This is a genomic window from Methylorubrum suomiense, from assembly GCF_022179765.1.
Lineage (GTDB): Bacteria > Pseudomonadota > Alphaproteobacteria > Rhizobiales > Beijerinckiaceae > Methylobacterium > Methylobacterium suomiense.
In genome coordinates this window covers 1-24,792 of sequence record NZ_BPRE01000001.1, presented here as the reverse complement: position 1 = coordinate 24,792, position 24,792 = coordinate 1, and the positions used below count along the sequence as shown (strand labels likewise).

Annotated in this window: 20 protein-coding genes; 15 read left to right on the top strand and 5 right to left on the bottom strand. The window is 68.1% G+C overall.

The window, feature by feature from the left end; genetic code table 11:
- Positions 1–8: 8 nt before the first annotated feature.
- Positions 9–3,215, top strand: coding sequence for an efflux RND transporter permease subunit (locus MFF26_RS00100; protein ID WP_137829722.1), 3,207 nt, complete (start codon positions 9–11; stop codon positions 3,213–3,215).
- Between the two features lie 48 nt (positions 3,216–3,263).
- The gene (locus tag MFF26_RS00095) at positions 3,264–3,620 is read left to right on the top strand and encodes a hypothetical protein (protein ID WP_137829721.1); all 357 of its coding nucleotides are present in this window, start codon (positions 3,264–3,266) and stop codon (positions 3,618–3,620) included.
- A gap of 16 nt (positions 3,621–3,636) precedes the next feature.
- Here MFF26_RS00095 and MFF26_RS00090 read toward each other — a convergent pair whose 3' ends face one another.
- Positions 3,637–4,155, bottom strand: coding sequence for a glycosyltransferase family protein (locus tag MFF26_RS00090; protein WP_137829720.1), 519 nt, complete (start codon positions 4,153–4,155; stop codon positions 3,637–3,639).
- A gap of 237 nt (positions 4,156–4,392) precedes the next feature.
- Here MFF26_RS00090 and MFF26_RS00085 point away from each other — a divergent pair, with 237 nt between their 5' ends.
- Positions 4,393–5,493, top strand: coding sequence for a PA0069 family radical SAM protein (locus tag MFF26_RS00085; RefSeq protein WP_238307364.1), 1,101 nt, complete (start codon positions 4,393–4,395; stop codon positions 5,491–5,493).
- Between the two features lie 12 nt (positions 5,494–5,505).
- Here the strand turns inward: MFF26_RS00085 and rnhB are convergent, their stop codons facing one another.
- The 3 genes from rnhB to MFF26_RS00070 form a co-directional block, all read right to left on the bottom strand.
- Positions 5,506–6,144, bottom strand: a complete 639-nt coding sequence (rnhB, locus tag MFF26_RS00080; protein WP_137829718.1) for a ribonuclease HII — start codon at positions 6,142–6,144, stop codon at positions 5,506–5,508.
- 121 nt (positions 6,145–6,265) lie between these two features.
- Positions 6,266–7,384, bottom strand: coding sequence for a glycosyltransferase family 4 protein (locus MFF26_RS00075; protein ID WP_137829717.1), 1,119 nt, complete (start codon positions 7,382–7,384; stop codon positions 6,266–6,268).
- A gap of 9 nt (positions 7,385–7,393) precedes the next feature.
- Positions 7,394–8,212 (bottom strand): UDP-2,3-diacylglucosamine diphosphatase, encoded by an 819-nt coding sequence (locus MFF26_RS00070; protein ID WP_137829716.1) that lies wholly within the window; start codon positions 8,210–8,212, stop codon positions 7,394–7,396.
- Positions 8,213–8,867: 655 nt separating this feature from the next.
- Between MFF26_RS00070 and MFF26_RS00065 the strand changes: the two genes are divergently transcribed.
- The 8 genes from MFF26_RS00065 to MFF26_RS00030 all read left to right on the top strand — a co-directional run bounded on the left by MFF26_RS00065 (position 8,868) and on the right by MFF26_RS00030 (position 19,450).
- Complete coding sequence (locus tag MFF26_RS00065) at positions 8,868–10,076, top strand: aminotransferase class V-fold PLP-dependent enzyme (protein WP_137829715.1); 1,209 nt, start codon at positions 8,868–8,870, stop codon at positions 10,074–10,076.
- 106 nt (positions 10,077–10,182) lie between these two features.
- Entirely contained in the window at positions 10,183–11,127 is a 945-nt protein-coding gene (locus tag MFF26_RS00060; protein ID WP_137829714.1) for a D-2-hydroxyacid dehydrogenase, read from the top strand.
- Between the two features lie 236 nt (positions 11,128–11,363).
- A complete protein-coding gene (locus MFF26_RS00055; RefSeq protein ID WP_238307363.1) occupies positions 11,364–12,230 on the top strand; it encodes an NADP-dependent methylenetetrahydromethanopterin/methylenetetrahydrofolate dehydrogenase in 867 nt (288 codons plus the stop codon).
- Positions 12,230–12,856: a methenyltetrahydrofolate cyclohydrolase gene (gene fchA, locus MFF26_RS00050; RefSeq protein WP_137829712.1), complete on the top strand. Its 627-nt coding sequence runs from the start codon at positions 12,230–12,232 to the stop codon at positions 12,854–12,856. Before MFF26_RS00055 ends, fchA begins: the two co-directional genes overlap by 1 nt.
- Before the next feature lie 334 nt (positions 12,857–13,190).
- Positions 13,191–14,363, top strand: coding sequence for a malate--CoA ligase subunit beta (locus MFF26_RS00045; RefSeq protein ID WP_137829711.1), 1,173 nt, complete (start codon positions 13,191–13,193; stop codon positions 14,361–14,363).
- A gap of 21 nt (positions 14,364–14,384) precedes the next feature.
- Entirely contained in the window at positions 14,385–15,275 is an 891-nt protein-coding gene (sucD, locus tag MFF26_RS00040; RefSeq protein WP_137829710.1) for a succinate--CoA ligase subunit alpha, read from the top strand.
- 197 nt (positions 15,276–15,472) lie between these two features.
- The gene (locus tag MFF26_RS00035) at positions 15,473–18,241 is read left to right on the top strand and encodes a phosphoenolpyruvate carboxylase (RefSeq protein WP_137829708.1); all 2,769 of its coding nucleotides are present in this window, start codon (positions 15,473–15,475) and stop codon (positions 18,239–18,241) included.
- Positions 18,242–18,478: 237 nt separating this feature from the next.
- Positions 18,479–19,450, top strand: coding sequence for an HpcH/HpaI aldolase/citrate lyase family protein (locus tag MFF26_RS00030; RefSeq protein ID WP_137829707.1), 972 nt, complete (start codon positions 18,479–18,481; stop codon positions 19,448–19,450).
- A 236-nt stretch (positions 19,451–19,686) separates the two neighbouring features.
- Here MFF26_RS00030 and MFF26_RS00025 read toward each other — a convergent pair whose 3' ends face one another.
- On the bottom strand, positions 19,687–20,064 hold the full coding sequence (locus MFF26_RS00025) for a 4a-hydroxytetrahydrobiopterin dehydratase (RefSeq protein WP_137829706.1): 378 nt from the start codon (positions 20,062–20,064) through the stop codon (positions 19,687–19,689).
- Between the two features lie 217 nt (positions 20,065–20,281).
- Between MFF26_RS00025 and MFF26_RS00020 the strand changes: the two genes are divergently transcribed.
- The 4 genes from MFF26_RS00020 to xoxF1 all read left to right on the top strand — a co-directional run.
- Complete coding sequence (locus tag MFF26_RS00020) at positions 20,282–21,262, top strand: ABC transporter substrate-binding protein (RefSeq protein ID WP_137829705.1); 981 nt, start codon at positions 20,282–20,284, stop codon at positions 21,260–21,262.
- 44 nt (positions 21,263–21,306) lie between these two features.
- On the top strand, positions 21,307–22,041 hold the full coding sequence (locus tag MFF26_RS00015; protein WP_137829704.1) for an ABC transporter permease: 735 nt from the start codon (positions 21,307–21,309) through the stop codon (positions 22,039–22,041).
- The gene (locus tag MFF26_RS00010; protein WP_137829703.1) at positions 22,022–22,786 is read left to right on the top strand and encodes an ABC transporter ATP-binding protein; all 765 of its coding nucleotides are present in this window, start codon (positions 22,022–22,024) and stop codon (positions 22,784–22,786) included. Before MFF26_RS00015 ends, MFF26_RS00010 begins: the two co-directional genes overlap by 20 nt.
- 653 nt (positions 22,787–23,439) lie before the next feature.
- On the top strand, positions 23,440–24,792 hold a 1,353-nt coding region (gene xoxF1, locus MFF26_RS00005), incomplete at its 3' end, for a lanthanide-dependent methanol dehydrogenase XoxF1 (protein WP_238307362.1).

Here is a 24,792-nt window from a genome sequence, read left to right as displayed (position 1 = left end):
AGGTCGCCGTGTTCACGCTCCTCGTCTCGCAATCGCTGCGCAACCGCGTCCTCGTCCTGGCGCTCGCCGCCGTGCTCGTCGTCTACGGCGCCTTCACGGTGACGAAGCTGCCCGTCGACGTCTTCCCCGATCTCAACCGGCCGACCGTGACGATCATGGCCGAGGCCGAGGGGCTCGCCCCCCAGGAGGTCGAACAGATCGTCACCTTCCCCCTCGAGACGCAGATGAACGGCCTGCCCGGCGTCGCCCGCGTCCGCTCGGTCTCAGGCGTCGGCCTGTCCGTCGTCTATGTCGAGTTCGACTGGGGCACCGACATCTACCGCAACCGCCAGCAGGTCGCCGAGCGCCTCGCCATGGTGCGTCCGCAACTGCCCCCCGACGTCACGCCGATGATGGGGCCGATCTCCTCGATCATGGGGCAGATCGTGATGGCGGCGCTCAGCGGCGGCTCGGTCTCGCCGATGCAGTTGCGGGAACTCGCCGATTTCACCATCCGGCCCCGCCTCCTCGCGATCCCCGGCGTCGCCCAGGTGATCCCGATGGGCGGCGAGGTGCGCCAGTTCCGGGTCGCGCCCCAGCCGACGGCTCTGCGGGCGCTGGGCGTCACCTACACGCAGCTGGAGACGGCGCTCGCGCAGTTCGGCACCAATACCGGCGGCGGCTTCACCGACCAGTATGCCCGCGAATACCTGATCCGGAATCTCAGCCGGACCATGAATCTCGACGACCTGCGCAACATGGTCGTCGCCACCGTCAACGGACGGCCGATCTCCCTGCGTCAGGTCGCGGACGTGTCGTTCGCCGCGAAGGTGAAGCGCGGCGATGCCGGTTACATGGGCGCGCCCGCCGTCGTCATCTCGGTGGAGAAGCAGCCGGGCGTCGACACCGTGCGGCTCACCCGCGAGATCGAGGCGGCCCTCGCCGACATCACCGCCAGCCTCAATGCCTGCGGTTCCGCCACGACCGAGGCGGCCGGCGAGGCCTGCGCCTTCAAGGGCGTGCGCGCCGATCGCCTGATCTTCCGGCAGGCGAACTTCATCGAGACCTCGATCCGCAACGTCGAGACGGTCCTGATGGAGGCGGTCGTCGTCGTGGCCGTGGTGCTGTTCGCCTTCCTCCTCAACCTGCGCACCACCGCGATCTCGCTCGCGGCGATTCCGGTCTCGATCCTGGCCACCGCCATCGTCTTTCATCTCGCCGGGCTGTCGATCAATACGATGACGCTCGGCGGCCTCGCCATCGCCATCGGCGAGCTCGTCGACGACGCGGTGGTCGACGTCGAGAACATCTTCCGCCGCCTCGGCGAGAATCGGAGAGCCGGCAATCCGAGGAGAGTCTTCGCCGTGGTGGTCTCCGCCTCGAACGAGGTGCGCTCGGGCATCGTCTACGCCACGATGGTGATCGTGCTGGTCTTCGTGCCGCTCTTCGCGCTGTCGGGCATCGAAGGTCGGCTCTTCGCGCCCCTGGGGCAGGCCTACATCGTCTCGATCCTGGCGAGCCTGCTCGTCTCGATCACCCTGACCCCCGTGCTGGCCTATTACCTCCTTCCGGGCTTGAAGCGGTTGGAGGGGCACGAGAGCGGCCTGATCCGGCTGCTCAAGCGCCTCAACGCCGCATTGCTGCGAGCCCTTCTCGGCCATGCCCGGCCCGTGATGGTCTCGGCCGCCCTCGCGGTGGCGGCGGCGGGCCTCGCGGCGGCCTTCCTGCCGCGGGCCTTCCTGCCACCCTTCAACGAGGGCTCGTTCACCGTCACCATGGCCTTCAACCCGGGCATCTCGCTCGCGGAGAGCGACCGGATCGGCGGCGTTGCGGAGCGTCTGCTTCTGGAGATGCCCGACGTGAAGTCCATCGGTCGCCGCACCGGCCGGGCCGAGCTCGATGAGCATGCGGAGGGGGTTCATTCCTCCGATCTCGAGATCGACCTGAAGCCCGGGGCCCGGCCCAAGCCCGACCTCGTCGCCGAGATCCGCGACCGCCTCGCAGTGCTGCCGGTCTCGGTCAATGTCGGGCAGCCGATTTCCCACCGCCTCGACCACATGCTCTCGGGCGTCCGCGCCGAGATCGCCCTGAAGATCTTCGGCGACGATCTCGACACCCTGCGCAGCCTGGCCGAAGACCTTCGGCGACGGCTCGGCACGATCCCCGGCATCGCCGACCTTCAGGTCGAGAAGCAGGTGCTGATCCCGCAGCTCGAGATCCGCGTCGACTATGCCCGCGCCGCTCTCTACGGGGTGCAGCCCGCCGCGCTGATCGAGCAGCTGAGCCGGCTCTCGAACGGGCAGGTGGTGTCCCGCGTGGTGGACGGCACCCGCCGCTTCGACGTGGTGATGCGGCTGCCCGACGCGATGCGCACCACGCAGCGCCTCGGCGACCTCCTGGTCGAGACGCCCTCCGGCTGGGTGCCGGCGCGTCAGATCGCCGATATCCGCGAGACCGATGGGCCGAACCAGATCCTTCGCGAGAACGCGCGGCGGCGCATCGTGGTGCAGGCCAACAGCGTGGCCGGATCCGATATGGGGGCTATCGTCCAGGGCATCCGCCGGGAGATCGCGGCAACCGCGCTCCCCAACGGCTACGCCACGAGCCTGGAGGGTGCGTTTCAGGCGCAGGGGGAGGCGAGCCGGACGATCGGCCTGCTCTCGCTCCTGTCGCTCGCCCTGGTCTTCGCGCTGCTCTACAGCCGCTACCGCTCGGTGGTGCTGACGCTGATCATCCTGGGTAGCATCCCCCTGGCGCTGATCGGCTCTGTGGCGGCCCTGTGGCTCGCCGGCCAGCCGCTCTCCGTCGCCTCGATGATCGGCTTCATTACCCTCACCGGCATCGCGACCCGAAACGGCATCCTCAAGGTCAGCCACATCCTCAACCTCGCGGTGTTCGAGGGACTTCCCTTCGGCCCGGACCTCGTGATCCGCGGCAGCCTGGAGCGGCTCGCGCCCGTCCTGATGACCGCGCTCGCGGCGGGCGTCGCCCTGGTGCCGCTGCTGATCGGCGCCGATGCGCCGGGCAAGGAGATCCTGCATCCCGTGGCGGTGACGATCTTCGGCGGCCTGATCAGCGCGACCCTGCTCGACACGGTGCTGACGCCGATCCTGTTCCTCGTCTTCGGCCGTGCCCCGTTGGAGCGCCTGCGCCGGGAGGTGCAGCGAGGCGCACCCGACGGGACGCGAAATCCCGCATCCGAGGTCTCCGAGACCGCTCCCGCCGGAGCCTTCTGAATCCCCCTCACGCCGCTCCGAAAGCCGCTTCAGAAAAGGACCGTCATCATGCGCACCACCGTGACCGCGCTCGCGCTCGCCCTTCTCCTGTCCATCCCGGCCCACGCCGCCGGCCCCAATGGCGGCCGGGTGACCATGGCCGACGATCACCCGGTCGAACTCGTCGTCAGCGACACCGCGCTCACCTTCTTCGTCAGCCACGAGGACGGGAAGCCGATCGACACGGCGGGGGCCACGGCCAAGGCCTATATCCAGGCCGGCGGAAAGACCGAGACGCTGCCGCTGAAGGGGGCGGCGCCGAACCGACTGGTCGGCGATCTCAAGGCGCCCATCCCCCAGGGGGCCAAGATCGTGCTCTCGGCCAAGGTACACGGGCACGGACTTCAGGCCCGGTTCGAGCCCTGATCGAAGGCAAGCGGGATCAGGCCTGCTCCAGCCGGGCCGTCAGCGATCGTGCCGTGAGGCGAGGGGCGAAGGGGAGTCCTGCCAGGACGGCCGAGCGGCGCACCACGTCGCCGGCCCGCGGGCGGCCGACGCCGACGATGCTCTCGACCCATGCGGCGAGGCGGACGGGCGGACGGGCATGGGGGCGCCGCATCCGGCCGAGCGCCAGATCGGGCCGGGCGGTGCCGACGAAGCGGTCGAGGCTGCGGATCCAGCCCTCCGACGGGATATCGCCCGCTTCCAGGCAGAGCAGCCAGTCCCGCCTAGCGGCCGCCGCCCCCGCGCTCCACGGATCGGTCCCGGGCGGCCTGACGACGAGGCTCGCTCCGCTGCCCTCGGCGATGGTCTCCAAGGCCTCGCTCGCCGTGTCCGTCACGATCACGGCGTCGCCCACGAGCCCCGCCGCCACGCCCGCGACGAGCGCGCTCAGCGTGTCGGCGAGGCTCTCGATCGCCGCGTCGGCGGGACGTCCCACGAGGATCAGGCCGGAGATCATCGGCGCGCCAAGTATCCTGTTCCTGCCGGAATGAAGGGTCGATGCATTCGGTGTCGCGCCGCATCGGCCTTTCTGCCAGGGCCGGCCGCTACCATTCGGGCGATGCTCTAGGCCATGCCGGCTTCACTGGCGACAGATGTGTATTTCCGGGGATGCACGAATCTTGTGCAGTCGCGGCGTTCATGTTCATGATATGTTCCTTGGAGATCCAGAAAGGGACCAGGGACGATGGGGGGTATGCCGGATGCGGCTTCGGTTCGGCTCGCCGGCAACCGCATCGCCGCGGAGGGGCGGCGCGGGCGCGGGGCGACCGCCAACCCGGACGGCCGCTTCGAGGCGGCGCGGCGCGAGGCGTTCGACGACGGCTGGCATCCGGACGAGGCGACGTCCCGGCGCACGGAGGTGACGGTCGAGCGCGCCCGCACCATCATCACCCGCAACGCCTCGCCGGACATCTCGTTCGACCGCTCCATCAACCCCTACCGGGGCTGCGAGCACGGCTGCATCTACTGCTTCGCGCGGCCGAACCACAGCTATGTCGGGCTCTCGCCGGGGCTCGATTTCGAGACCAAGCTGTTCACGAAGCCCGATGCGGCCGCGCTGCTGGAGCAGGAGCTGTCGGCGCCGGGATACCGGCCGCGCACCATCGCCCTCGGCACCGCGACGGATCCCTACCAGCCGATCGAGCGGGAACACCGCATCACCCGCGCGGTGCTGGAGGTGCTGGCCCGCTTCCGCCATCCGGTCGGCATCGTCACCAAGTCGAACCTGATCCTGCGCGACCGCGACATCCTCGCCGAGATGGCGGCGCAGGGTCTCGTGAAGGTGGCGATCTCGGTCACCACCCTCGATCCGACTCTGGCCCGGCGGATGGAGCCGCGCGTTCCCCATCCGGGCAAGCGTCTGGAGGCGATCGAGGGCTTGGCCGCTGCCGGCGTGCCGGTGATGGCGATCGTCGCGCCGATCATCCCCTCGCTCAACGATCATGAGATCGAGGCGATCCTGGAGACGGTACGGGCGGCGGGCGCCCGCGAGGCATCCTACGTGCTGCTGCGTCTGCCGCACGAACTGGATGACCTCGTCGGCGACTGGTTCTCGGAGCATTATCCGGGGCGGCGCGAGCACGTGTTCTCGCTGCTGAGCGGCGCGCGGGGCGGCCGAGCCTACGATGCCACCTTCGGCACCCGCATGATCGGGCAGGGCCCCTATGCCGACCTGATCCGCCGCCGCTTCGCCCTGGCCAAGCGCCGGCTGGGATTCCCGGAGGAGCCGCTGCGGCAGACGACCGAGCTGTTTCGCCCGCCGCCGCGGGCGGGGGAGCAGCTGGCGCTGTTCTGAGCCGACGGCACCTCAGGAGGAGGATGCGAGGGGGATCGATCGGTGCGGGACGCCGTCCCCGAACCGCCCCGTGAAACTCACCCGGTGATGGGGGCTGCGGCCGAGCGTCGAGAGGCCGGCGAGATGGGCGGCGGTGCCGTAGCCGGCATTGCGCTCCCAGGCATAGGCGGGGTGCCGCTCGGCGAGCCGCCGCATCAGGTCGTCGCGAAAGGTCTTGGCGACGATCGAGGCGGCGGCGATCTGCGGCACGAGCCGGTCGCCGCCGATCACCGCGCGGCAGGGCTGGGTCAGGCCGGGGATCGTGTCGCGGCCATCCACCAGCACCGTCCCGTCGACCGACAGGCGCTCCACCGCCCGGCGCATGGCGTCGAGGGTGGCGGCGCGCACGTTGATCCGGTCGACCAGGGCCCGCGATCCAGCGGCCAGGGCCACCCGGGCCCGCGCGCGGATCAGCGGCGTCAGCGCCTCGCGGGCGGCGCGGTCGAGGCGCTTGCTGTCGTCGAGGCGGGCCAGCAAGTCGGGCGGGAAGGCAAGGGGATCGAACCACACGGCCGCGACCATCACCGGCCCGCACAGGGCGCCGCGCCCGACCTCGTCGCAGCCGATCACGGCCGGATAACGCGCGGCGAGGGCGGGATCGAAGGGACGCATGCTGTTTGGATGAACCGGGCGAGGGAATAGCGCGAGGAGATTGTGGGCGGGGACCTGTCTCGCATCCCGGCCGGTGCCGGTCATCCCATGAGCCCCGAAAAAGCGGAGGACGACGCTCCGCTCAGGCGAACCGCTTGCCTTCGGCCTCCTCCCGTCCCGTCAGGTCCGGTGGGGCCGCATCCCCCTCGTCGATGCGCCCGCCCGTCGCCACGCGCCGTCGCGCGTGCATCGGGCCGACGGCGTGGGCGAGGACGATGTTGTCGAAGAACTGGTTTGCGCTCTCGGCCCAGGTGTAGCGCAGCGCCTCCTGCCGGCAGCGCACCCGCGGCACGTTGAGCGCCGCGAGCGCCGCCGCGCGCAGATCGGTGTCGAGGGCGCCCGCGCCGGTTTCGCCGATCACGTCGAGCGGCCCGGTCACCGGAAAGGCCGCCACCGGCACGCCGCTGGCGAGGGCTTCGAGCAGCACGATGCCGAAGGTGTCGGTCAGGCTCGGGAACACGAACGCGTCGGCCCCGGCATAGGCCCGCGCCAGCGCCTCGCCCGTGAGCGCGCCGAGGAAATGGGCGTCCGGCGCCATCGCCTGGAGGCGAGCCCGGTCGGGTCCGTCGCCGACGACGACCTTCGAGCCCGGCAGGTCGAGGTCGAGGAAGGCGGAGAGATTCTTCTCCACCGCAAGCCGTCCGACCGAGAGGAAGATCGGGCGCGGCAGTCCCGGAAAGGCGCTGTCGTCGCGCGGGCGAAACAGGTCGGTGTCGACGCCGCGCGTCCAGCGCATCAGTCCCGTGAAGCCCCGCCCGGCCAGTTCCCGCTCCAGCGAGGGCGTACTCACCATGGTGCCGCTGCCGGCCGCGTGGAAGCGGCGCAGCCACGCGTAGCTCCAGGCTTCCGGCACGGGCGCGCGGGCGGCGAGGTATTCCGGGAAGCGGGTGTGATAGCTCGTGGTGAAGGGCTGTCCGAGCCGCAGGCAGGCCCCGCGCACCGCGTGGCCGATCGGGCCTTCGGTGGCGATATGGACATGGGTGGGGGCGAGCCGGTCCCAGCGGGCGAGGACCCGGCCCTTGGTGACGAGGGACAGCCGGATCTCGGCATAGCCGGGCATCGGCAGGGACGCGAAATCGGCGGGGGTGAGCAACACCGTCTCGATCCCGAGGCCGGCGCCGGCTTCCGTCATGCGCTCGATCGAGCGCACCACGCCGTTGACCTGTGGATGCCACGCATCGGTGGCGATGAGGAGCCGCATCGCGAACCGTCAGGCGACGGCGCGGCGGATATCGGCGGGCTCGTAGGCCTCCGCCGCCGCGCTCCGCTCGCGCAGCAGGGTCGGATAGTGCAGCACCTCCATCCGGCCGTCGTAATGCTCGACGATGCCGGTGCAGGATTCCACCCAATCGCCGGTATTCAGATAGGTCAGCCCCTCGATCTGGCGGTGGGCGGCGTGGTGGATATGGCCGCACACCACCCCGTCCGCGCCCTGGCGCTTGGCTTCCGCGGCCAGGAAGGTCTCGAACTGGCCGATGAAGTTGACCGCGTTCTTGACCTTCAGCTTGGCCCAGGCCGAGAGCGACCAGTAGGGGAGGCCGAGGCGGCGGCGGACGCGGTTGACCACGGTGTTGACGGCGAGCGCCGACGTGTAGGCCCAGTCGCCCAGATGGGCGAGCCACTTGGAGTGGCGCACCACCATGTCGAACTGATCGCCGTGGATGACGAGGTAGCGCTTGCCGTCCGCGGCCTCGTGGATCCGGCTCTCGGCGATCTCGACGCCGCCGAAGGTCATGCCGATGTAATCGCGCAGGAATTCGTCGTGGTTGCCCGGCACGTAGACGACGTGGGCGCCCTTGCGCACCTTGCGCAGCATCTTCTGCACCACGTCGTTGTGGTCCTGGGGCCAGTACCAGCCCGAGCGCAGCTGCCAGCCGTCGACGATGTCGCCGACGAGGTAGATCGTGTCGGCATCGACCTCGCGAAGGAAGTCGAGCAGCAGGGCCGCCTGGCAGCCCTTGGTGCCGAGATGCAGATCGGACAGGAACAGCGTCCGAACGCGGATGGTCGTCTCCGGATCCTGTGACACCAGCACCTCCGGCCTCAATCGGCCAGAGCCAAAACCCAATCCGATCTCAGTTTGATGACGGCGGACGCCGGAGACCGGAAGGATCCTTCCCGCAGCGGCCAGGGGACCCTGCGGGTCGCTCGAGGATGGCCGGGGCGAGGATCGGGCGTCGCCCGCCGGGGCTTCGCGCAGGGGCCGCCTGCGGGCCGCGCATACGAAAATCTTTTTGTTTTTCAGTTCAGTTTTTTCGGTTTTGCATCTTGCGCGAGGGGGCGCATAACGGCGGCCAAGGTCATCCGCCGCGCGCGGGCCGTCGAGGCTCGCGCGGGAGGCGCCCGCCAGAGGTGCAGGATGACCGCGACGGGTTGGGGACGCCGACGGCTATCAGCGGGAGCGCGCTTGAATGCGCCGCGAGGCTGACGCATCGAGGGCTCGGTTCTTTCGGAGGCGACCGGCGTGTTTGCACGCGCCGCGACGCGGGCGGGATCATAGCCGCTTCGCCGCTCCGGGCCGGTCGACGATCCGACATCGCAGAGTTACGGTTTCCTTCGGTGGACGCTTCGTGCGCGCCGCTGGGCCGATGACGTTTCGCGGCGGGCTCGCGCCCGCCATCCAGGATGGGCCGGCGCGCGGTCGCGCGGAGGCTGGCCCGCAAGTTTAAGCGGAGGAGACATTCATGGCGGCAACGAGACGTCCGGGACGCAACCACCTGTTCGTTCCCGGCCCGACCAACATTCCGGACCGCGTGATGCGCGCCATGATGGTGCAGTCCGAGGATCACCGTTCGGTCGACTTCCCGTCGCTGACGAAGCCGCTGTTCGAGGACACCAAGAAGGTCTTCGGCTCGACCGACGGCACGATCTTCCTGTTCCCGGCCTCCGGCACCGGCATCTGGGAATCGGCCCTGTCCAACACCCTCGCCCGCGGCGACAAGGTCCTGGCCTCCCGCTTCGGCCAGTTCAGCCACCTCTGGATCGACATGGCCCAGCGCCTCGGCCTGGACGTGATCGTCCAGGAAGAGGAGTGGGGCACCGGCGCCAAGCCCGAGAAGATCGAGGAGGCCCTGCGCGCCGACAAGAACCACGAGATCAAGGCCGTTATGGTGGTCCATAACGAGACCGCGACCGGCGTGACCTCGAATATCGGCGCCGTGCGCAAGGCCATCGACGCCGCCGGCCACCCGGCCCTGCTGTTCGTCGACGGCGTGTCCTCGATCGGCTCGCTGCCGTTCAAGGCCGACGAGTGGAAGGTCGACTGCGCCATCGCCGGCTCCCAGAAGGGCCTGATGCTGCCCGCCGGCCTCGGCGTGATCTGCGTCAGCCCGAAGGCCCTCAAGGCCGCGGAAGGCCAGTCCGGCCGCAACGACCGGCTCGCCCGCGTCTACTTCGACTGGGAAGACCACAAGAAGCAGAACCCGGCCGGCTACTTCCCCTACACCCCGCCGCTGCCGCTGCTCTACGGCCTGCGCGAGGCGCTCGCCTGCCTGTTCGAGGAAGGCCTGGAGAACGTCTATCACCGCCACGCCGTGCTCGGCGAGGCGACCCGCCAGGCCGTCGCGGCCTGGGGTCTGAAGACCTGCGCCAAGTCGCCGGAATGGAACTCCGACACCGTCACCGCCATCCTGGCGCCCGAGGGTGTGGACGCGGCCAAGATCATCAAGCACGCCTACGTGCGCTACAACCTTGCCCTCGGCGCTGGCCTCAGCCAGGTCGCCGGCAAGGTGTTCCGCATCGGCCATGTCGGCGATCTCAACGAGCTGTCGCTGCTCGGCGCCATCGCCGGTGCCGAGATGTCGCTCATCGACAACGGCGTGAACGTGACCCCCGGATCCGGCGTCGCGGCGGCCTCCAGCTACCTGCGCGAGAACCCGCTCAACAAGGCCTGATTTCAGAAGCGGCGCCGGTTCCAACGGCGCCGCTTCCACTAATTAACGCCGGGTGAGGAAACAGGGTCGGCGGACGCCAGCGCCGGTCGGCCGGAAGGGGTCCAGAATGACGAAGAAAGTCGTGTTCCTTGACCGCGAGTCGCTCGATGCGAAGGTTCGCGAATTCAACTTCCCGCACGAGTACAAGGAATACGAGTCGACCTGGACGCCGGAGGAGATCGTCGAGCGGCTCCAGGGCGCCGAGATCGCCCTGATCAACAAGGTGCCGATGCGCGCCGACACGCTGAAGCAGCTTCCCGACCTCAAGCTGATCGCGGTCGCCGCCACGGGCACGGACGTCGTCGACAAGGCCGCCGCCAAGGCGCAGGGCATCACCGTCGTCAACATCCGCAACTACGCGTTCAACACCGTGCCCGAGCACGTGGTGGGCCTGATGTTCGCGCTGCGCCGCGCCATCGTCCCCTACGCCAATTCCGTGCGCCGCGGTGATTGGAACAAGTCCAAGCAATTCTGCTATTTCGACTATCCGATCTATGACATCGCCGGCTCGACGCTCGGCATCATCGGCTACGGGGCGCTCGGCAAGTCGATCGCCAAGCGGGCCGAGGCGCTGGGCATGAAGGTGCTGGCCTTCGACGTGTTCCCGCAGGACGGCCTCGTCGATCTGGAGACGATCCTGACGCAGTCGGACGTCATCACCCTGCACGTGCCGCTCACCCCCGACACCAAGAACATGATTGGGGCCGAGCAGCTGAAGAAGATGAAGCCGTCGGCGATCCTCATCAACACGGCCCGCGGCGGGCTCGTGGACGAGGCGGCGCTCCTGCAGGCGCTGAAGGACGGCACCATCGGCGGCGCCGGCTTCGACGTGGTGGCCCAGGAGCCGCCGAAGGACGGCAACATCCTCTGCGAGGCCGACCTGCCGAACCTGATCGTGACCCCGCACGTGGCCTGGGCGAGCAAGGAGGCGATGCAGATCCTCGCCGACCAGCTCGTCGACAATGTCGAGGCCTTCGTCGCGGGCAAGCCTCAGAACGTCGTCGAGGCGTAGGAACAACCACCCCTGTCGTCGTTCCGGGGCCGCGTGGCGGAGCCCGGAACCGGAGGGGCGCGCCAGAGGCGTGCAATCCACGACTCGGCACAAAGGATCGGTGCGCGTCGCCGCATCACGGGTCGATTCCGGGCTCGCTTGTCAGCGTCCCGGAATGATGGGTTTGAAGGGGTGGCCCGGGGGCCATTCAAGGAAGCGCTCCGCGTCTCGCGCGGACACCGACTCTCAGAGGTATCATGTCCAAGAAGCTGCTCTTCCAGTTCGACACGGATCCCGCGCCGAGCGTGTTCGACGTCGTCGTCGGCTACGATGGCGGTGCCGACCACATCACCGGTTACGGCAACGTCACGCCCGAGAACGTCGGCGCCTATGTCGACGGCACGATCTACACCCGCGGCGGCAAGGAGAAGCAGTCGACGGCGATCTTCGTCGGCGGCGGCGACATGGCGGCCGGCGAACGGGTGTTCCAGGCGGTCAAGAAGCGCTTCTTCGGCCCGTTCCGCGTCTCCTGCATGCTGGATTCGAACGGCTCCAACACCACCGCCGCGGCGGGTGTCGCCCTCGTCGTCAAGGCGGCCGGCGGTTCGGTGCAGGGCAAGAAGGCCGTGGTGCTCGCCGGCACCGGCCCGGTCGGGATGCGCTCGGCGGCCCTGCTCGCCGGCGAGGGGGCCGAAGTCGTGCTCTGCGGGCGCAAGCTCGACAAGGCGCAGGCCGCGGCCGATTCCGTGAACAAGCGCTTCAAGGTGAACGTCACCGCCGCCGAGACGCCGGACGACGCCTCGCGCTCGGAAGTCGTGAAGGGCGCCCATCTCGTCTTCGCCGCCGGCGCGATCGGCCTGGAATTGCTGCCGCAGGCGGCGTGGCAGAACGAGGCCTCGATCGAGATCGTGGCCGATTACAACGCCCAGCCCCCGCTCGGCATCGGCGGGATCGACGCCACCGACAAGGGTAAGGAATACGGCGGCAAGCGTGCTTTCGGTGCCCTGGGCATCGGCGGCCTGAAGCTCAAGCTGCACCGCGCCTGCATCGCCAAACTGTTCGAGTCGAGCGAAGGCGTGTTCGACGCGGAAGAGATCTACAAGCTGGCGAAGGAGATGGCGTGATGGCCGAGAACGAGACCATCGCGAAATTCCTCGACGGGCTGGCGAGTTCGGCTCCGACCCCCGGCGGCGGCGGTGCCGCCGCCATCTCCGGTGCCATGGGTGCGGCCCTCGTCTCGATGGTGTGCAACCTCACCATCGGCAAGAAGAAGTACGTTGAGGTCGAGGCCGAGCTGAAGGGTGTCCTGGAGAAGTCCGAGGCGCTCCGGAAGACCCTCACCGGCATGATCGCCGACGATGTCGAGGCGTTCGATGCGGTGATGGGCGCCTACGGGCTCCCGAAGAACACCGACGAGGAGAAGGCCGCGCGGGCGGACAAGATCCAGGCGGCGTTGAAGACCGCCACCGACGTGCCGCTCGCCTGCTGCCGCGCCTGCCGCGAGGTCATCGATCTCGCCGAGATCACCGCCGACAAGGGCAATCTCAACGTCATCTCGGACGCGGGCGTCGCGGTGCTCTCCGCCTTCGCCGGCCTGCGCTCGGCAGCGCTCAACGTCTACGTCAACGCCAAGGGCTTGGACGACCGTGCCTTCGCCGAGGAACGCCTCAAGGAGCTGGAAACGATCCTGGGCGAGGCGGCCGCGCTGAACGAGCGGGTCTACGAGGTCGTCAAGGGCAAGGTGAGCTGACGAACGGGAGAGGGCCACGGCCCTCTCTCCCATCCCGACCCTCATCCCGAGGTGCCCGCGCAGAGGGCCTCGGAGGAGGGCTCCAGGGATCGCTGAGACGTCTGGAGCCCTCTTCGAGGCTCCGCTTCGCTCCGTACCTCGGGATGAGGTCTTGAGTGGGATCGGCGACATCCGATCAGCCGACCGATCACTTTAGAAGCCCGCTAAGTCTTTGACGGGCAAGCAAACTAAAGCACTACAAAAGAAAATATTGAGAGCAGACCCGCTTCCCGAAAAGTAATTTTTCCGCGAAGGTCGCTCCAACGAAACGCGAGGAAACGCGAAGGAGGTCTCGATGGACGTTCACGAGTACCAAGCAAAAGAGCTGCTCGCGAGCTTCGGGGTCGCCGTACCCAAGGGCGCCGTGGCCTTCAGCCCCGACCAGGCGGTCTACGCCGCGACCGAACTCGGCGGCTCGTTCTGGGCGGTCAAGGCCCAGATCCATGCCGGTGCCCGCGGCAAGGCCGGCGGCATCAAGCTCTGCCGGACCTATAACGAGGTGCGCGACGCCGCCCGCGATCTGCTCGGCAAGCGTCTCGTCACGCTCCAGACCGGACCCGACGGCAAGCCGGTACAGCGCGTCTATGTCGAGACCGCCGATCCCTTCGAGCGCGAACTCTATCTCGGCTACGTGCTGGACCGGAAGGCCGAGCGCGTCCGGGTCATCGCTTCCCAGCGCGGCGGCATGGACATCGAGGAGATCGCCGCCAAGGAGCCCGAGGCCCTGATCCAAGTGGTCGTCGAGCCGGCGGTCGGCCTCCAGCAATTCCAGGCCCGCGAGATCGCGTTCCAGCTCGGGCTGAACATCAAGCAGGTCTCGGCCGCGGTGAAGACCATCATGAACGCCTACCGGGCGTTCCGCGACTGCGACGGCACCATGCTGGAGATCAACCCGCTGGTCGTCACCAAGGATGACCGGGTTCTGGCGCTCGACGCCAAGATGTCCTTCGACGACAACGCCCTGTTCCGCCGCCGCAACATCGCGGACATGCACGACCCGTCCCAGGGCGACCCCCGCGAGGCCCAGGCCGCCGAGCACAACCTCAGCTATATCGGCCTCGACGGCGAGATCGGCTGCATCGTCAACGGCGCCGGCCTCGCCATGGCGACCATGGACATGATCAAGCACGCGGGCGGTGAGCCGGCGAACTTCCTCGACGTCGGCGGCGGCGCCAGTCCCGACCGCGTCGCGACCGCCTTCCGGCTGGTCCTGTCGGACCGCAACGTGAAGGCGATCCTGGTCAACATCTTCGCCGGCATCAACCGCTGCGACTGGGTCGCGGAGGGTGTCGTGAAGGCGGCGAAGGAAGTGAAGATCGACGTGCCGCTGGTGGTGCGTCTGGCCGGCACCAATGTCGAAGAGGGTCAGAAGATCATCGCCGAGAGCGGGCTCGACCTCATCACCGCCGACACCCTGACGGACGCCGCCAAGAAGGCCGTCGAGGCCTGCAACGGCGCCAAGCGCTAACGGAACGGGGAGGATCACGCCATGAGCATTCTCATCGACGAGAAGACCCCGATCATCGTCCAGGGCATCACGGGCGATAAGGGCACCTTCCACGCCAAGGAAATGATCGCCTACGGCTCGAACGTCGTCGGCGGCGTCACCCCCGGCAAGGGCGGCAAGACCCATTGCGGCGTCCCGGTGTTCAACACCGTCAAGGACGCGGTGGCCGCCACCGGCGCCACCACCTCGATCACCTTCGTGGCGCCCCCCTTCGCCGCGGACGCGATCATGGAGGCGGCCGATGCCGGCCTCGCGCTGGTCTGCTCGATCACCGACGGCATCCCGGCCCAGGACATGATGCGGGTGAAGCGCTACCTGCGCCGCTACCCGAAAGAGAAGCGCACCATGGTGGTGGGCCCGAACTGCGCCGGCATCATCTCGCCGGGCAAGTCGATGCTCGGCATCATGCCCGGCCACATCTACCTGCCGGGCAAGGTCGGCGTCATCTCGCGCTCCGGCACCCTCGGCTACGAGGCCGCCGCGCAGATGATGGCGCTCGGCATCGGCATCTCGACCTCGGTCGGCATCGGCGGCGATCCGATCAACGGATCCTCCTTCCTCGATCACCTCGCCCTGTTCGAGCAGGACCCGGAGACCGAGGCCGTGCTGATGATCGGCGAGATCGGCGGTCCGCAGGAGGCCGAGGCCTCGGCCTGGATCAAGGAGAACTTCTCCAAGCCCGTGATCGGCTTCGTCGCCGGTCTCACCGCGCCGAAGGGCCGCCGCATGGGGCACGCGGGCGCCATCATCTCGGCCACCGGCGACAGCGCCGCCGAGAAGGCCGAGATCATGCGCTCCTACGGGCTGACCGTGGCGCCCGATCCAGGTTCCTTCGGCCAGACCGTCGCCGACGTTCTCGCCCGCGCGGCCTGAGCGGATTTCCCTCCCCCTCGCGGGGAGGGGTCGAGGGTGGGGGTCGGGCAGACGGCACCGCTTCGCCTCGTCCGGCACCACCCCTCCCTCCTTCCCGCACGGGGGAAGGAGAGGCGCCCCGTGAATGGAGGCGATCCATCGTTCTGTGGGCACGGCCCGCAAAGTCGCAAAAAAGAACCTCGCCCGGGGGGATTCCCATGACCAAGACGCTGCACGCCCGGCCGTCAGCCGCGACCGATTCGAGCTTCGCGCCGCCGGTCATCACCGGCACTGCGACCGAGGATGCTCTCGACATCCTGTTCCACGCCCTCCTCGACGTGGCGCGCCGCCACGATCCCGAACTGGAGGACGTGCTGCACGGCCGCGCCGACATCTCGTCCTACACGCCCGAGATGCTGGCCCGCGCCCTTCAGGTGCAGGGCATCTGGTTCCAGCTCGTCTCCATCGCCGAGCAGAACGCGGCCATGCGCCGCCGCCGCCATGTCGAGCGCAGCCAGGGCCGCGAGGCGCTGAGCGGCTCCTTCGCCAAGGTGCTGGCCGACGCTTCCGCCAAGGGCATCGCCGCGCCGCAGATCCACGCGCTGCTGAAGAACCTGCGCATCCGCCCGACCATCACGGCGCATCCCACCGAGGGCAAGCGTGTCACCGTGCTGGAGAAGCTGCGCCGCATCTACCTCGTTCTGCGCGAGCTGGAGCTGCCGCGCTGGACCGAGCGCGAGCGCAACGGCCTGATGAACGAACTGCGCGACCAGATCGAGCTGATCTGGATGACGGGCGAACTGCATCTGGAGAAGGCCACCGTCGAGCGCGAAGTCGCCTGGGGTCTGCACTTCTTCGACGAGTCGCTGTTCGAGATGCTGCCCGAGATGCTGCTCTCCCTCGAAGAGAGTCTCGCGCAGTATTACCCGGACGAGACCTTCGAGGTGCCGCCCTTCTTCCAGTTCGGCAGCTGGATCGGCGGCGACCGCGACGGCAATCCCTACGTCACGGCCAGCGTGACCCGGGAGACCCTCCAGCGCAACGCGCTCGCCTCGCTGCGGCGCTACCGCGACGGCATCACCCATCTCGGGCGCGTGCTCTCGATCACCGAGCGCTCGTTGCCCGTGCCGGAGAGCTTCCGCGCCGAACTGGCGAGCCTGCTGGCGGAATCGGGCGACGGCCGCGCCATCGCCAACCGCAACCCCGGCGAGGCGTATCGGCAGTTCCTGTCCTGCGTGCTGCGGAAGCTCGAAGCGACCATCGCCCGCAACAAGGGGGCCCGCTCGGTCGGGCCGGATTACCCGAGCGCGGACGGGCTCATCAACGACCTGCGCACGCTCGAGAAGGGGCTCGCCGACGCCAAGTGCGGTTCGCTCGCCACCGACATCGTGCGGCCGGTGCGCCGGATGGTCGAGATCTTCCGGTTTTCGACCGTCCGCCTCGATCTGCGGGAAAATTCCACGCGGACGACCAAGACGCTGCATGCCCTCTGGAAGCTGCGCAACGGCGACCGTGAGCCGCCCGCGCTCGACGCGCCCGCCTGGAAGGAATGGCTGCTCACCGAGCTCGCCCGGCCGCGCAATCCGGAGACGGGCTTCGAGGATTACGCCGACCGCCTGCCCGACGACGCCCGCGAGACGCTGGCGACCTTCGCTCTGGTCGGCGAGATGCGCGAGCAACTCGACCGCGAGGCCTTCGGTGCCTTCATCCTGTCGATGACGCGCTCCACCGTGGATGTGCTCGGCGCCTATCTCCTCGCCAAGGAGGCCGGCATCTTCCTCGACGCGACGGGCACCGAGATCTGCCCGCTGCCGATCGTGCCGCTGTTCGAGACCATCGACGATCTGCGTGCTGCGCCCACCATCATGAAGGAATTGCTCGGCGTTCCCGTCGTGCGCCGCTCCACCCGCTGGCAGGGCGGGGTGCAGGAGGTGATGATCGGCTATTCCGATTCGAACAAGGACGGCGGTTTCGTCGCCTCGAATTGGGAGCTGTACAAGGCGCAGACCAAGCTGACCGATCTCGGCCGCCAAGCGGGCGTGCCGATCGCCTTCTTCCACGGGCGCGGCGGTTCGGTGAGCCGCGGCGGCGTGCCGACCCATCGCGGCATCGCCGCCCAGCCGCCGGGCTCGATCAACGGGCGCTTCCGGATCACCGAGCAGGGCGAGGTCGTCTCGTTCAAATACGCCAACCGGGGCACCGCGGCCTACCAGATGGAGCTGCTCGCGGCCTCGGTCTTCGAGCACGCGCTCCACTCCGAGAGCAACGGCAGCAACGGGCGCTCGGAACTCGACGACGCGCTGGAAGCGCTCTCGGGCGCCTCGCGGGCGGCCTATGTCAACCTGCTCCAGGCGGACGGCTTGGTCGATTACTTCCAGGCGGCGAGCCCCCTCGACGAGATCGCGCTCCTCAATATCGGATCGCGTCCGGCCCGACGCTTCGGCGCCAAGTCGCTGTCGGATCTCCGGGCGATCCCGTGGGTGTTCGCGTGGTCGCAGAACCGCCATGTCATCACCGGCTGGTACGGCGTGGGCTCGGGTCTCCAGAGCTTCATCGACGTGCGGGGCGAGCAGGGCGAAGCGCTTCTGCGGCGCCTGTTCGAGCATTCGCGGGTGTTCCGTCTCGTCCTCGATGAGGTCGAGAAGACGCTGCTCATGGTCGATCTAGAGATCGCCCGCGATTACGCGGGTCTCGTCGAGGACGAGGGCGTGCGCGCCCGCATCTTCGGCATGATCGAGCGGGAATACGCGCTGACGAAGGCGATGGTGCTGCGCATCAGCGGCGACGGCGAACTGGCCCAGCGCTTCCCCCAGTTCCGGGAGCGCCTGCACGGGCGCCTGCCGACCATCAATCAGGTCAGCCGCGAGCAGGTCGAATTGCTGCGCCGCTATCGCAGCGAGACCGACGAGGACAAGCGCGAGGCGGTGAAATCCGCTCTGCTCCTCTCGATCAACTGCATCGCGGTCGGCTTCGGCGCGACCGGCTAGAGCATCGGCCCGAAAGGTGAGTGCCGGCTTTCGGATAAGCCGATGCGGCACGAGAACTCCGCGCATCGGCCCGAAAGGTGGGTATCGGCTTTCGGGATGAGGCGTGGAGGCGAACGAACAGGCTCACGTGTCGCTGGGCTCGGCTAGACGGCCGGGCCCCGCGCGCGAGATAGACGGCGCGACGCGCAGAACTTGCGGGTGCCGAGGCTAGACGGTCTCAAGAACGGAGGAATCACGATGAGCTTTACCCTGATCCAGCAGGCGACCCCTCGCCTGCACCGCTCGGAACTCGCTGTTCCCGGCTCGAACCCGACCTTCATGGAGAAGTCGGCGCAGTCCGCCGCCGACGTGATCTTCCTCGATCTCGAGGACGCGGTGGCCCCCGACGACAAGGAGCAGGCCCGCAAGAACATCATCCAGGCCCTGAACGAGATCGATTGGGGCTCCAAGACCATGATGATCCGCATCAACGGTCTCGACACCCACTACATGTACCGGGACGTCGTCGACATCGTGGAGGCCTGCCCGCGCCTCGACATGATCCTGATCCCCAAGGTCGGCGTGCCGCAGGACGTCTACGCGATCGACGTGCTCGTCACCCAGATCGAGCAGGCCAAGAAGCGCGAGAAGAAGCTCGGCTTCGAGGTGCTGATCGAGACCGCGCTCGGCATGGCCAATGTCGAGGCGATCGCCCAGTCCTCCAAGCGCCTCGAGGCGATGTCCTTCGGCGTGGCCGATTACGCCGCGTCGTGCCGCACCCGCTCGACCGTGATCGGCGGCGTCAATCCCGACTATTCCGTGCTCACCGACAAGGATGAGGCCGGGAACCGCGAGACGCATTGGCAGGATCCGTGGCTGTTCGCCCAGCAGCGCATGCTGGTGGCCTGCCGCGCCTACGGCCTGCGCCCGATCGACGGCCCGTTCGGCGATTTCTCGGACAAGGACGGCTACCTCTCGGCCGCCCGCCGCTGCGCCGCCGCCGGCTACGAGGGCAAGTGGGCGATCCACCCCTCGCAGATCGAGCTCGCCAACGAGGTGTTCACGCCCTCCGAGAAGGAGGTCGAGAAGGCCCGCCGCATCCTCGAAGCCATGGAAGAGGCCGCCAAGGCCGGCCGCGGTGCGGTGGCCCTCGATGGCCGCCTGATCGACATCGCCTCGATCCGCATGGCCGAGGCGCTGATCCAGAAGGCCGATTCGATGAAGAAGTGAGTTCGCTGCGAACTCGGGATTGAGGAGATGGCCGGGTTCGCCCGGCCATTTTCTTTGGTGAAGCGCCCGGATGCTGGATTCTCTGGCCGAGCCGACGGGAGCAACACTGCCGTACCGTATCCGCGCGTCACGCGTCGCGGATAGCCGCGCTTCGGCGATCCCTGATCAAGCCGGACGGCTTGATCCGGCCGCCCGACCAGTCTGAAACGGATGGACGGACTCGCGGCGCGTGCTGCCTATTTCTCGTACTTGATATAGGCGAAGCGCGGATCGGTCGGCGTGCCTTCCAGCGCCCCGCCTTCCGCGCCGGGCTGCCACGCCACCACCTCCTCGATCTTCTTCGCCAGCGCGAAGTCCTTCTCGGTGATGCCCTTGGCGGCGTGGTTCATGAGCCGCACCTCGACCCAGGCATAGGAGGCGGTGAGATCCGGGTGATGCCACGCCGCCTCCGCCATATGGCCCACCGTGTTGATCACCATCAGCGTGCTCTTCCAGGAAGCGGTCTTGTAGGTCCGGCGAATCCAGCCCTCCTCCAGCCGCCATTGCGGCAATTCCTCCTTCAGCCTCCGCTCGACCGTGGCCTCGTCGAACACCGCTTCGCGCGCCTGCGTCATCGTCGTCTCCCGGTCTGCCGCTCGCTGTCGTCGTCGGAAAGGGTGCGACGGGCCGGCGGGCCGCGCAAGCGGGGGGCGGCATGAGCGGATCACGCCTGCGTGTCGCATGGGAAAGGCCGGGGCCGGCTGTGGACGGCGGGGGGGGCAGCCCTTATGAGATTCTTCAAGAGGATGGCGGTCCTGCGGGGCGCAGCCGAACAAGCGGGAGGTGACGCCGATGCTGTCACGGCGCGGAGTGCTCGCAGCCGGAGCGGCGGCGCTGGCTGGACTCGGGTCCGCCCGCGCGGGGGCGGACACGTTCCGCCTCGGCGTCCTGCCATTCGGCACTGCCTCCTGGGAGGCCGCCGTGATCAAGGAGCGGCGCCTCGACGAGGCCAACGGCTTCACCCTCGAAACCGTCAAGCTCGCCGGCAACGATGCCGCCCGCATCGCTTTCCTCGGTGATCAGGTCGATGCCATCGTCGGCGACCTGATTTGGGCGGCCCGCCTCGGCAACGAGGGCAGGGGGGTGCGGTTCACACCCTATTCCACCACCGAAGGGGCCCTGATGGTGCGGGAGGGCAGCCCCATCACCGACCTCAAGGGCCTCACCGGCAAGCGGCTCGGCGTCGCGGGCGGGGCCCTCGACAAGAACTGGATCCTGCTGAAGGCGCAAGGACGCGAGACATCCGGTCTCGACCTCGAATCCGCCGCGCAGATCGCCTATGGCGCACCGCCCCTCCTGGCGCAGAAGCTGGAGACCGGCGAGCTCGATGCGGCGCTCCTCTATTGGCAATATTGCGCGCGCCTCCAAGCCAAGGGTTTCAAGCGCCTGATCTCGGCCGACGACGTGATGCGGGCCTTCGGTGCGCAGGGGCCGGTGGCGCTGATCGGCTACCTATTCGAGGGCCGCACCGTCGCCGACCGCGCCGAGGTGGTGAAGGGCTTCGCTCGCGCCTCGACCGCCGCCAAGGATGCCTTGGCGAACGACCCGGCCGCCTGGACGAATGTGCGCCCGCTGATGGCGGCGGACGACGACGCCACCTTCGAGGCCCTGAAGCGCGAATTCCTCTCCGGCATCCCGCGCCGCACGGTCGGGGCCGAGCGGGCCGACGGCGAGCGCATCTACGCCACGCTCTCGCGGCTCGCGGGGGCCCAGCTTCTCGGCTCCGGCAAGACCTTGCCGCCGGATCTCTACCTCGACACCTCCAAGGGTTGAGGGCGGCGCCCGCGATGTTCGTCCCGGCCGCCTGACCCGAACGCATGGCCCTGCTCGCGCGCCTCGCTTCGCTCGCTGTCCTGCTCGCCTTCTGGCAGGGCATCTCGGTCTATGCCGATGTCCGGACCCTGCCCGCGCCGAGTGCCGTGTTCGCCTTCATCCTGCGCGAGGCGCAGAGCGGCGCGCTGCTCTACAATGTCGGCGTGACCCTCGCCCGCGTCGGCATCTCCTTCGTCATCGCCATGAGCCTCGGCGTGTTGCTCGGCATCGTCCTCGGTCGCTCGCGCCTCGCGGATCGGCTGCTCGACACGCCGCTGCTCGTGGTCCTGAACACCCCGGCCCTGGTCGTCACCGTTCTGGCCTATGTCTGGCTCGGCCTCACCGAGATCGCGGCGATCATCGCGGTGGCGATCAACAAGCTGCCCAACGTCGCCGTCATCATGCGCGAGGGCGCGCGCGGGCTCGATCCCGGCCTGGAGGAGATGGCGCGGACCTATCGGTTCGACCGCCGAACCTGGATCGGCCATGTGCTGCTGCCGCAGCTTCAGCCCTTCATGGTCGCGGCGGCCCGCTCCGGCATCTCCCTCGCCTGGAAGATCGTGCTCGTGGTCGAGCTGCTCGGACGCCCGAACGGCGTGGGCTTCGCGATCAACTACTACTTCACGCTCTTCGACGTGACGGCCGTGATCGGCTACAGCGTCGTCTTCATGAGCGTGATGCTCGCCATCGACGCCCTGATCCTCCAGCCCCTCGACGCCCATGTCCGCCGCTGGCGCTGAGCCGACCACCGTCGCTTCGCCGGCCCTGCTGACGGTGCGGGTCGACCGCAAGGTCTATCGCCGTTCCCGCACCGAGCCGGTCGAGGCGGTGCGCGGTCTCTCCTTCTCGCTGCACGCCGCCGAGATCACCTGCCTGATCGGTCCCTCGGGCGCGGGAAAGACCACGACCCTGCGCATCCTGCTCGGGCTCGACCACGATTTCGAGGGGGCGGTGTCGCCGGATCCGGCTGCGGCCGGCATCGCCATGGTGTTTCAGGATCCGCGCCTGCTGCCCTGGCGGACCATCGAGCAGAACGTGCGTCTCGGCCTGCCGCGGGAGCGGCGCGGGCGCGATCTCGACGAATTGTTCGAATCCCTCGGGCTGACGCCGTGGCGCGGGCGCTTCCCCGGCGCCTTGTCGCTCGGCATGCAGCGCCGGGTGGCGCTGGCCCGGGCGCTGGCCTTGGAGCCGCGCATCCTCGTGCTGGACGAGCCGTTCGTCTCCTTGGACGACACCGCCGCCGCCGGTCTGCGCGCCCTCGTGGTCGATACGGTGCAGCGGACGCGCACCAGCATTCTCATGGTCACCCACAATGTGGGCGAGGCCTTGGAGATTGCCGACCGGTTGCTGCTGGTTTCGCCCCGCCCGGCGAGCCTGCTGGCGACGGTGCCGATCGACCGGCCGCGGGGGCAGCGTGATCGCCGCTTCCTCGAATCGACCCGTGCCGATCTGGCGGCACGCTTCCCGGGCGTGATCGCACAGTAAGACCGCCCGATTCCCGCGGTTCGCGCGATTCTGCCGCTCTCCCGTCCCCGCAGGCGGGAGGATGCGGCAAGGCAACGCACGAGGGTCCGCTCATCCACTGCCACGTTTCAGGGACTTCGGTCCGCGACCGAACCGTGAGCCGGATGAGGCGCTTGCGCCGCCGTCACGGACGGGCCGGAGAACGCGATTTCGACCGGCGAGCTGTGCTGCGACCCATGCATGGCGTCCGGCCTATTGCCGGATTTGCCCATCGCCACATTCCGAAAGCGCATGGTGGTCGACGTAAAGCAGAGATTCCTTCCAAGTTGAAACAGTAACTTTTGCGCTGCGTACAATTTTGTGCGGCGCAATAAGGGATCTGTGACAAGAAAATTTCTCACAATGTCTTCGCTGTCCTGCGACATTCGACCAGCGAAAGCATGTTGACGGCGCCCGAAATTTTCTTAGAGTTCGTTCAAGCTTCGGACTGAGGGAGCCGCCAGGGATGCGGCTCCAGCCGGGTAAGTGGTTGATGAATAGGGTTAATCCTATGTCGTCGGTCGCATGTCGCGAGCTGCCGGAGCTCAATTGATCCCTGTCGCAAACAGCAGACCAGTCTTCAGTGGGAATGCTTTGTGCTGCCCGCTGCGGATAAAGGTCTGTCGGAGGAATCCATGAGAGCGGTCCATCTTCTCGCACTCGGTGCGGGCATCGCGGCGGCCACCCCGGCGCTGGCCAATGACAGCGTCCTCAAGTCCATCGCCAACCCGGCGGAGCAGGCGCTCCAGACGGTTGACTATGCCAACACCCGCTATTCCAAGCTCGACCAGATCAACGCCGGCAACGTCAAGAACCTCCAGGTCGCCTGGACCTTCTCGACCGGCGTGCTGCGCGGCCACGAGGGCTCCCCGCTCGTCGTCGGCAACATCATGTACGTCCACACCCCGTTCCCGAACATCGTCTACGCCCTCGACCTCGATCAGGGCGCCAGGATCGTGTGGAAGTACGAGCCGAAGCAGGACCCGTCGGTCATCCCGGTGATGTGCTGCGACACCGTCAACCGCGGTCTGGCCTATGCCGACGGCGCCATCCTGCTGCACCAGGCCGACACCACCCTCGTCTCGCTCGACGCCAAGTCCGGCAAGGTGAACTGGTCGGTCAAGAACGGCGACCCGTCCAAGGGCGAGACCAACACCGCCACCGTGCTGCCGGTGAAGGACAAGGTCATCGTCGGCATCTCCGGCGGCGAGTTCGGCGTGAACTGCCACGTCACCGCCTACAACCTCAAGGACGGCAAGAAGGTGTGGCGCGGCCACTCCCAGGGTCCTGACGCCGACATGATCATGGATCCCGAGAAGACCACCCATCTCGGCAAGCCGGTCGGCAAGGACTCCTCGCTGAAGACCTGGGAAGGCGATCAGTGGAAGACCGGCGGCGGCTGCACCTGGGGCTGGTTCTCCTACGATCCCAAGCTCGACCTCTTCTACTACGGCTCGGGCAACCCCTCGACCTGGAACCCGAAGCAGCGTCCGGGCGACAACAAGTGGTCCATGACCGTGTGGGCGCGTAACCCCGACACCGGCATGGCCAAGTGGGTCTACCAGATGACCCCCCACGACGAGTGGGATTACGACGGCATCAACGAGATGATCCTCACCGATCAGAAGATCGGCGGCAAGGATCGCCCGCTGCTGACCCACTTCGACCGTAACGGCTTCGGCTACACCCTCGATCGCGCGACCGGCGAACTCCTCGTCGCCGAGAAGTACGATCCGGTGGTGAACTGGGCCACCAAGGTCGACATGGACAAGGACTCCAAGACCTACGGCCGTCCGCTGGTCGTGTCGAAGTACTCGACCGAGCAGAACGGTGAAGACGTGAACTCGAAGGGCATCTGCCCGGCCGCTCTCGGTTCGAAGGACCAGCAGCCGGCGGCGTTCTCTCCGAAGACCAACCTCTTCTACGTCCCGACGAACCACGTCTGCATGGACTACGAGCCCTTCAAGGTGACCTACACCCCGGGCCAG

What these genes read in the sequence shown, in the direction of transcription:
- MFF26_RS00045 (WP_137829711.1), top strand. Translation starts at nt 13,191, where the DNA reads ATGGACGTTCACGAGTACCAAGCAAAAGAGCTGCTCGCGAGCTTCGGG.
- MFF26_RS00095 (WP_137829721.1), top strand. Translation starts at nt 3,264, where the DNA reads ATGCGCACCACCGTGACCGCGCTCGCGCTCGCCCTTCTCCTGTCCATC.
- MFF26_RS00015 (WP_137829704.1), top strand. Translation starts at nt 21,307, where the DNA reads ATGGCCCTGCTCGCGCGCCTCGCTTCGCTCGCTGTCCTGCTCGCCTTC.
- MFF26_RS00090 (WP_137829720.1), bottom strand. Translation starts at nt 4,155, where the DNA reads ATGATCTCCGGCCTGATCCTCGTGGGACGTCCCGCCGACGCGGCGATC.
- MFF26_RS00030 (WP_137829707.1), top strand. Translation starts at nt 18,479, where the DNA reads ATGAGCTTTACCCTGATCCAGCAGGCGACCCCTCGCCTGCACCGCTCG.
- MFF26_RS00055 (WP_238307363.1), top strand. Translation starts at nt 11,364, where the DNA reads ATGTCCAAGAAGCTGCTCTTCCAGTTCGACACGGATCCCGCGCCGAGC.
- sucD (WP_137829710.1), top strand. Translation starts at nt 14,385, where the DNA reads ATGAGCATTCTCATCGACGAGAAGACCCCGATCATCGTCCAGGGCATC.
- MFF26_RS00035 (WP_137829708.1), top strand. Translation starts at nt 15,473, where the DNA reads ATGACCAAGACGCTGCACGCCCGGCCGTCAGCCGCGACCGATTCGAGC.
- MFF26_RS00020 (WP_137829705.1), top strand. Translation starts at nt 20,282, where the DNA reads ATGCTGTCACGGCGCGGAGTGCTCGCAGCCGGAGCGGCGGCGCTGGCT.
- MFF26_RS00075 (WP_137829717.1), bottom strand. Translation starts at nt 7,384, where the DNA reads ATGCGGCTCCTCATCGCCACCGATGCGTGGCATCCACAGGTCAACGGC.
- MFF26_RS00065 (WP_137829715.1), top strand. Translation starts at nt 8,868, where the DNA reads ATGGCGGCAACGAGACGTCCGGGACGCAACCACCTGTTCGTTCCCGGC.
- MFF26_RS00025 (WP_137829706.1), bottom strand. Translation starts at nt 20,064, where the DNA reads ATGACGCAGGCGCGCGAAGCGGTGTTCGACGAGGCCACGGTCGAGCGG.
- MFF26_RS00085 (WP_238307364.1), top strand. Translation starts at nt 4,393, where the DNA reads ATGCCGGATGCGGCTTCGGTTCGGCTCGCCGGCAACCGCATCGCCGCG.
- MFF26_RS00010 (WP_137829703.1), top strand. Translation starts at nt 22,022, where the DNA reads ATGTCCGCCGCTGGCGCTGAGCCGACCACCGTCGCTTCGCCGGCCCTG.
- MFF26_RS00060 (WP_137829714.1), top strand. Translation starts at nt 10,183, where the DNA reads ATGACGAAGAAAGTCGTGTTCCTTGACCGCGAGTCGCTCGATGCGAAG.
- fchA (WP_137829712.1), top strand. Translation starts at nt 12,230, where the DNA reads ATGGCCGAGAACGAGACCATCGCGAAATTCCTCGACGGGCTGGCGAGT.
- rnhB (WP_137829718.1), bottom strand. Translation starts at nt 6,144, where the DNA reads ATGCGTCCCTTCGATCCCGCCCTCGCCGCGCGTTATCCGGCCGTGATC.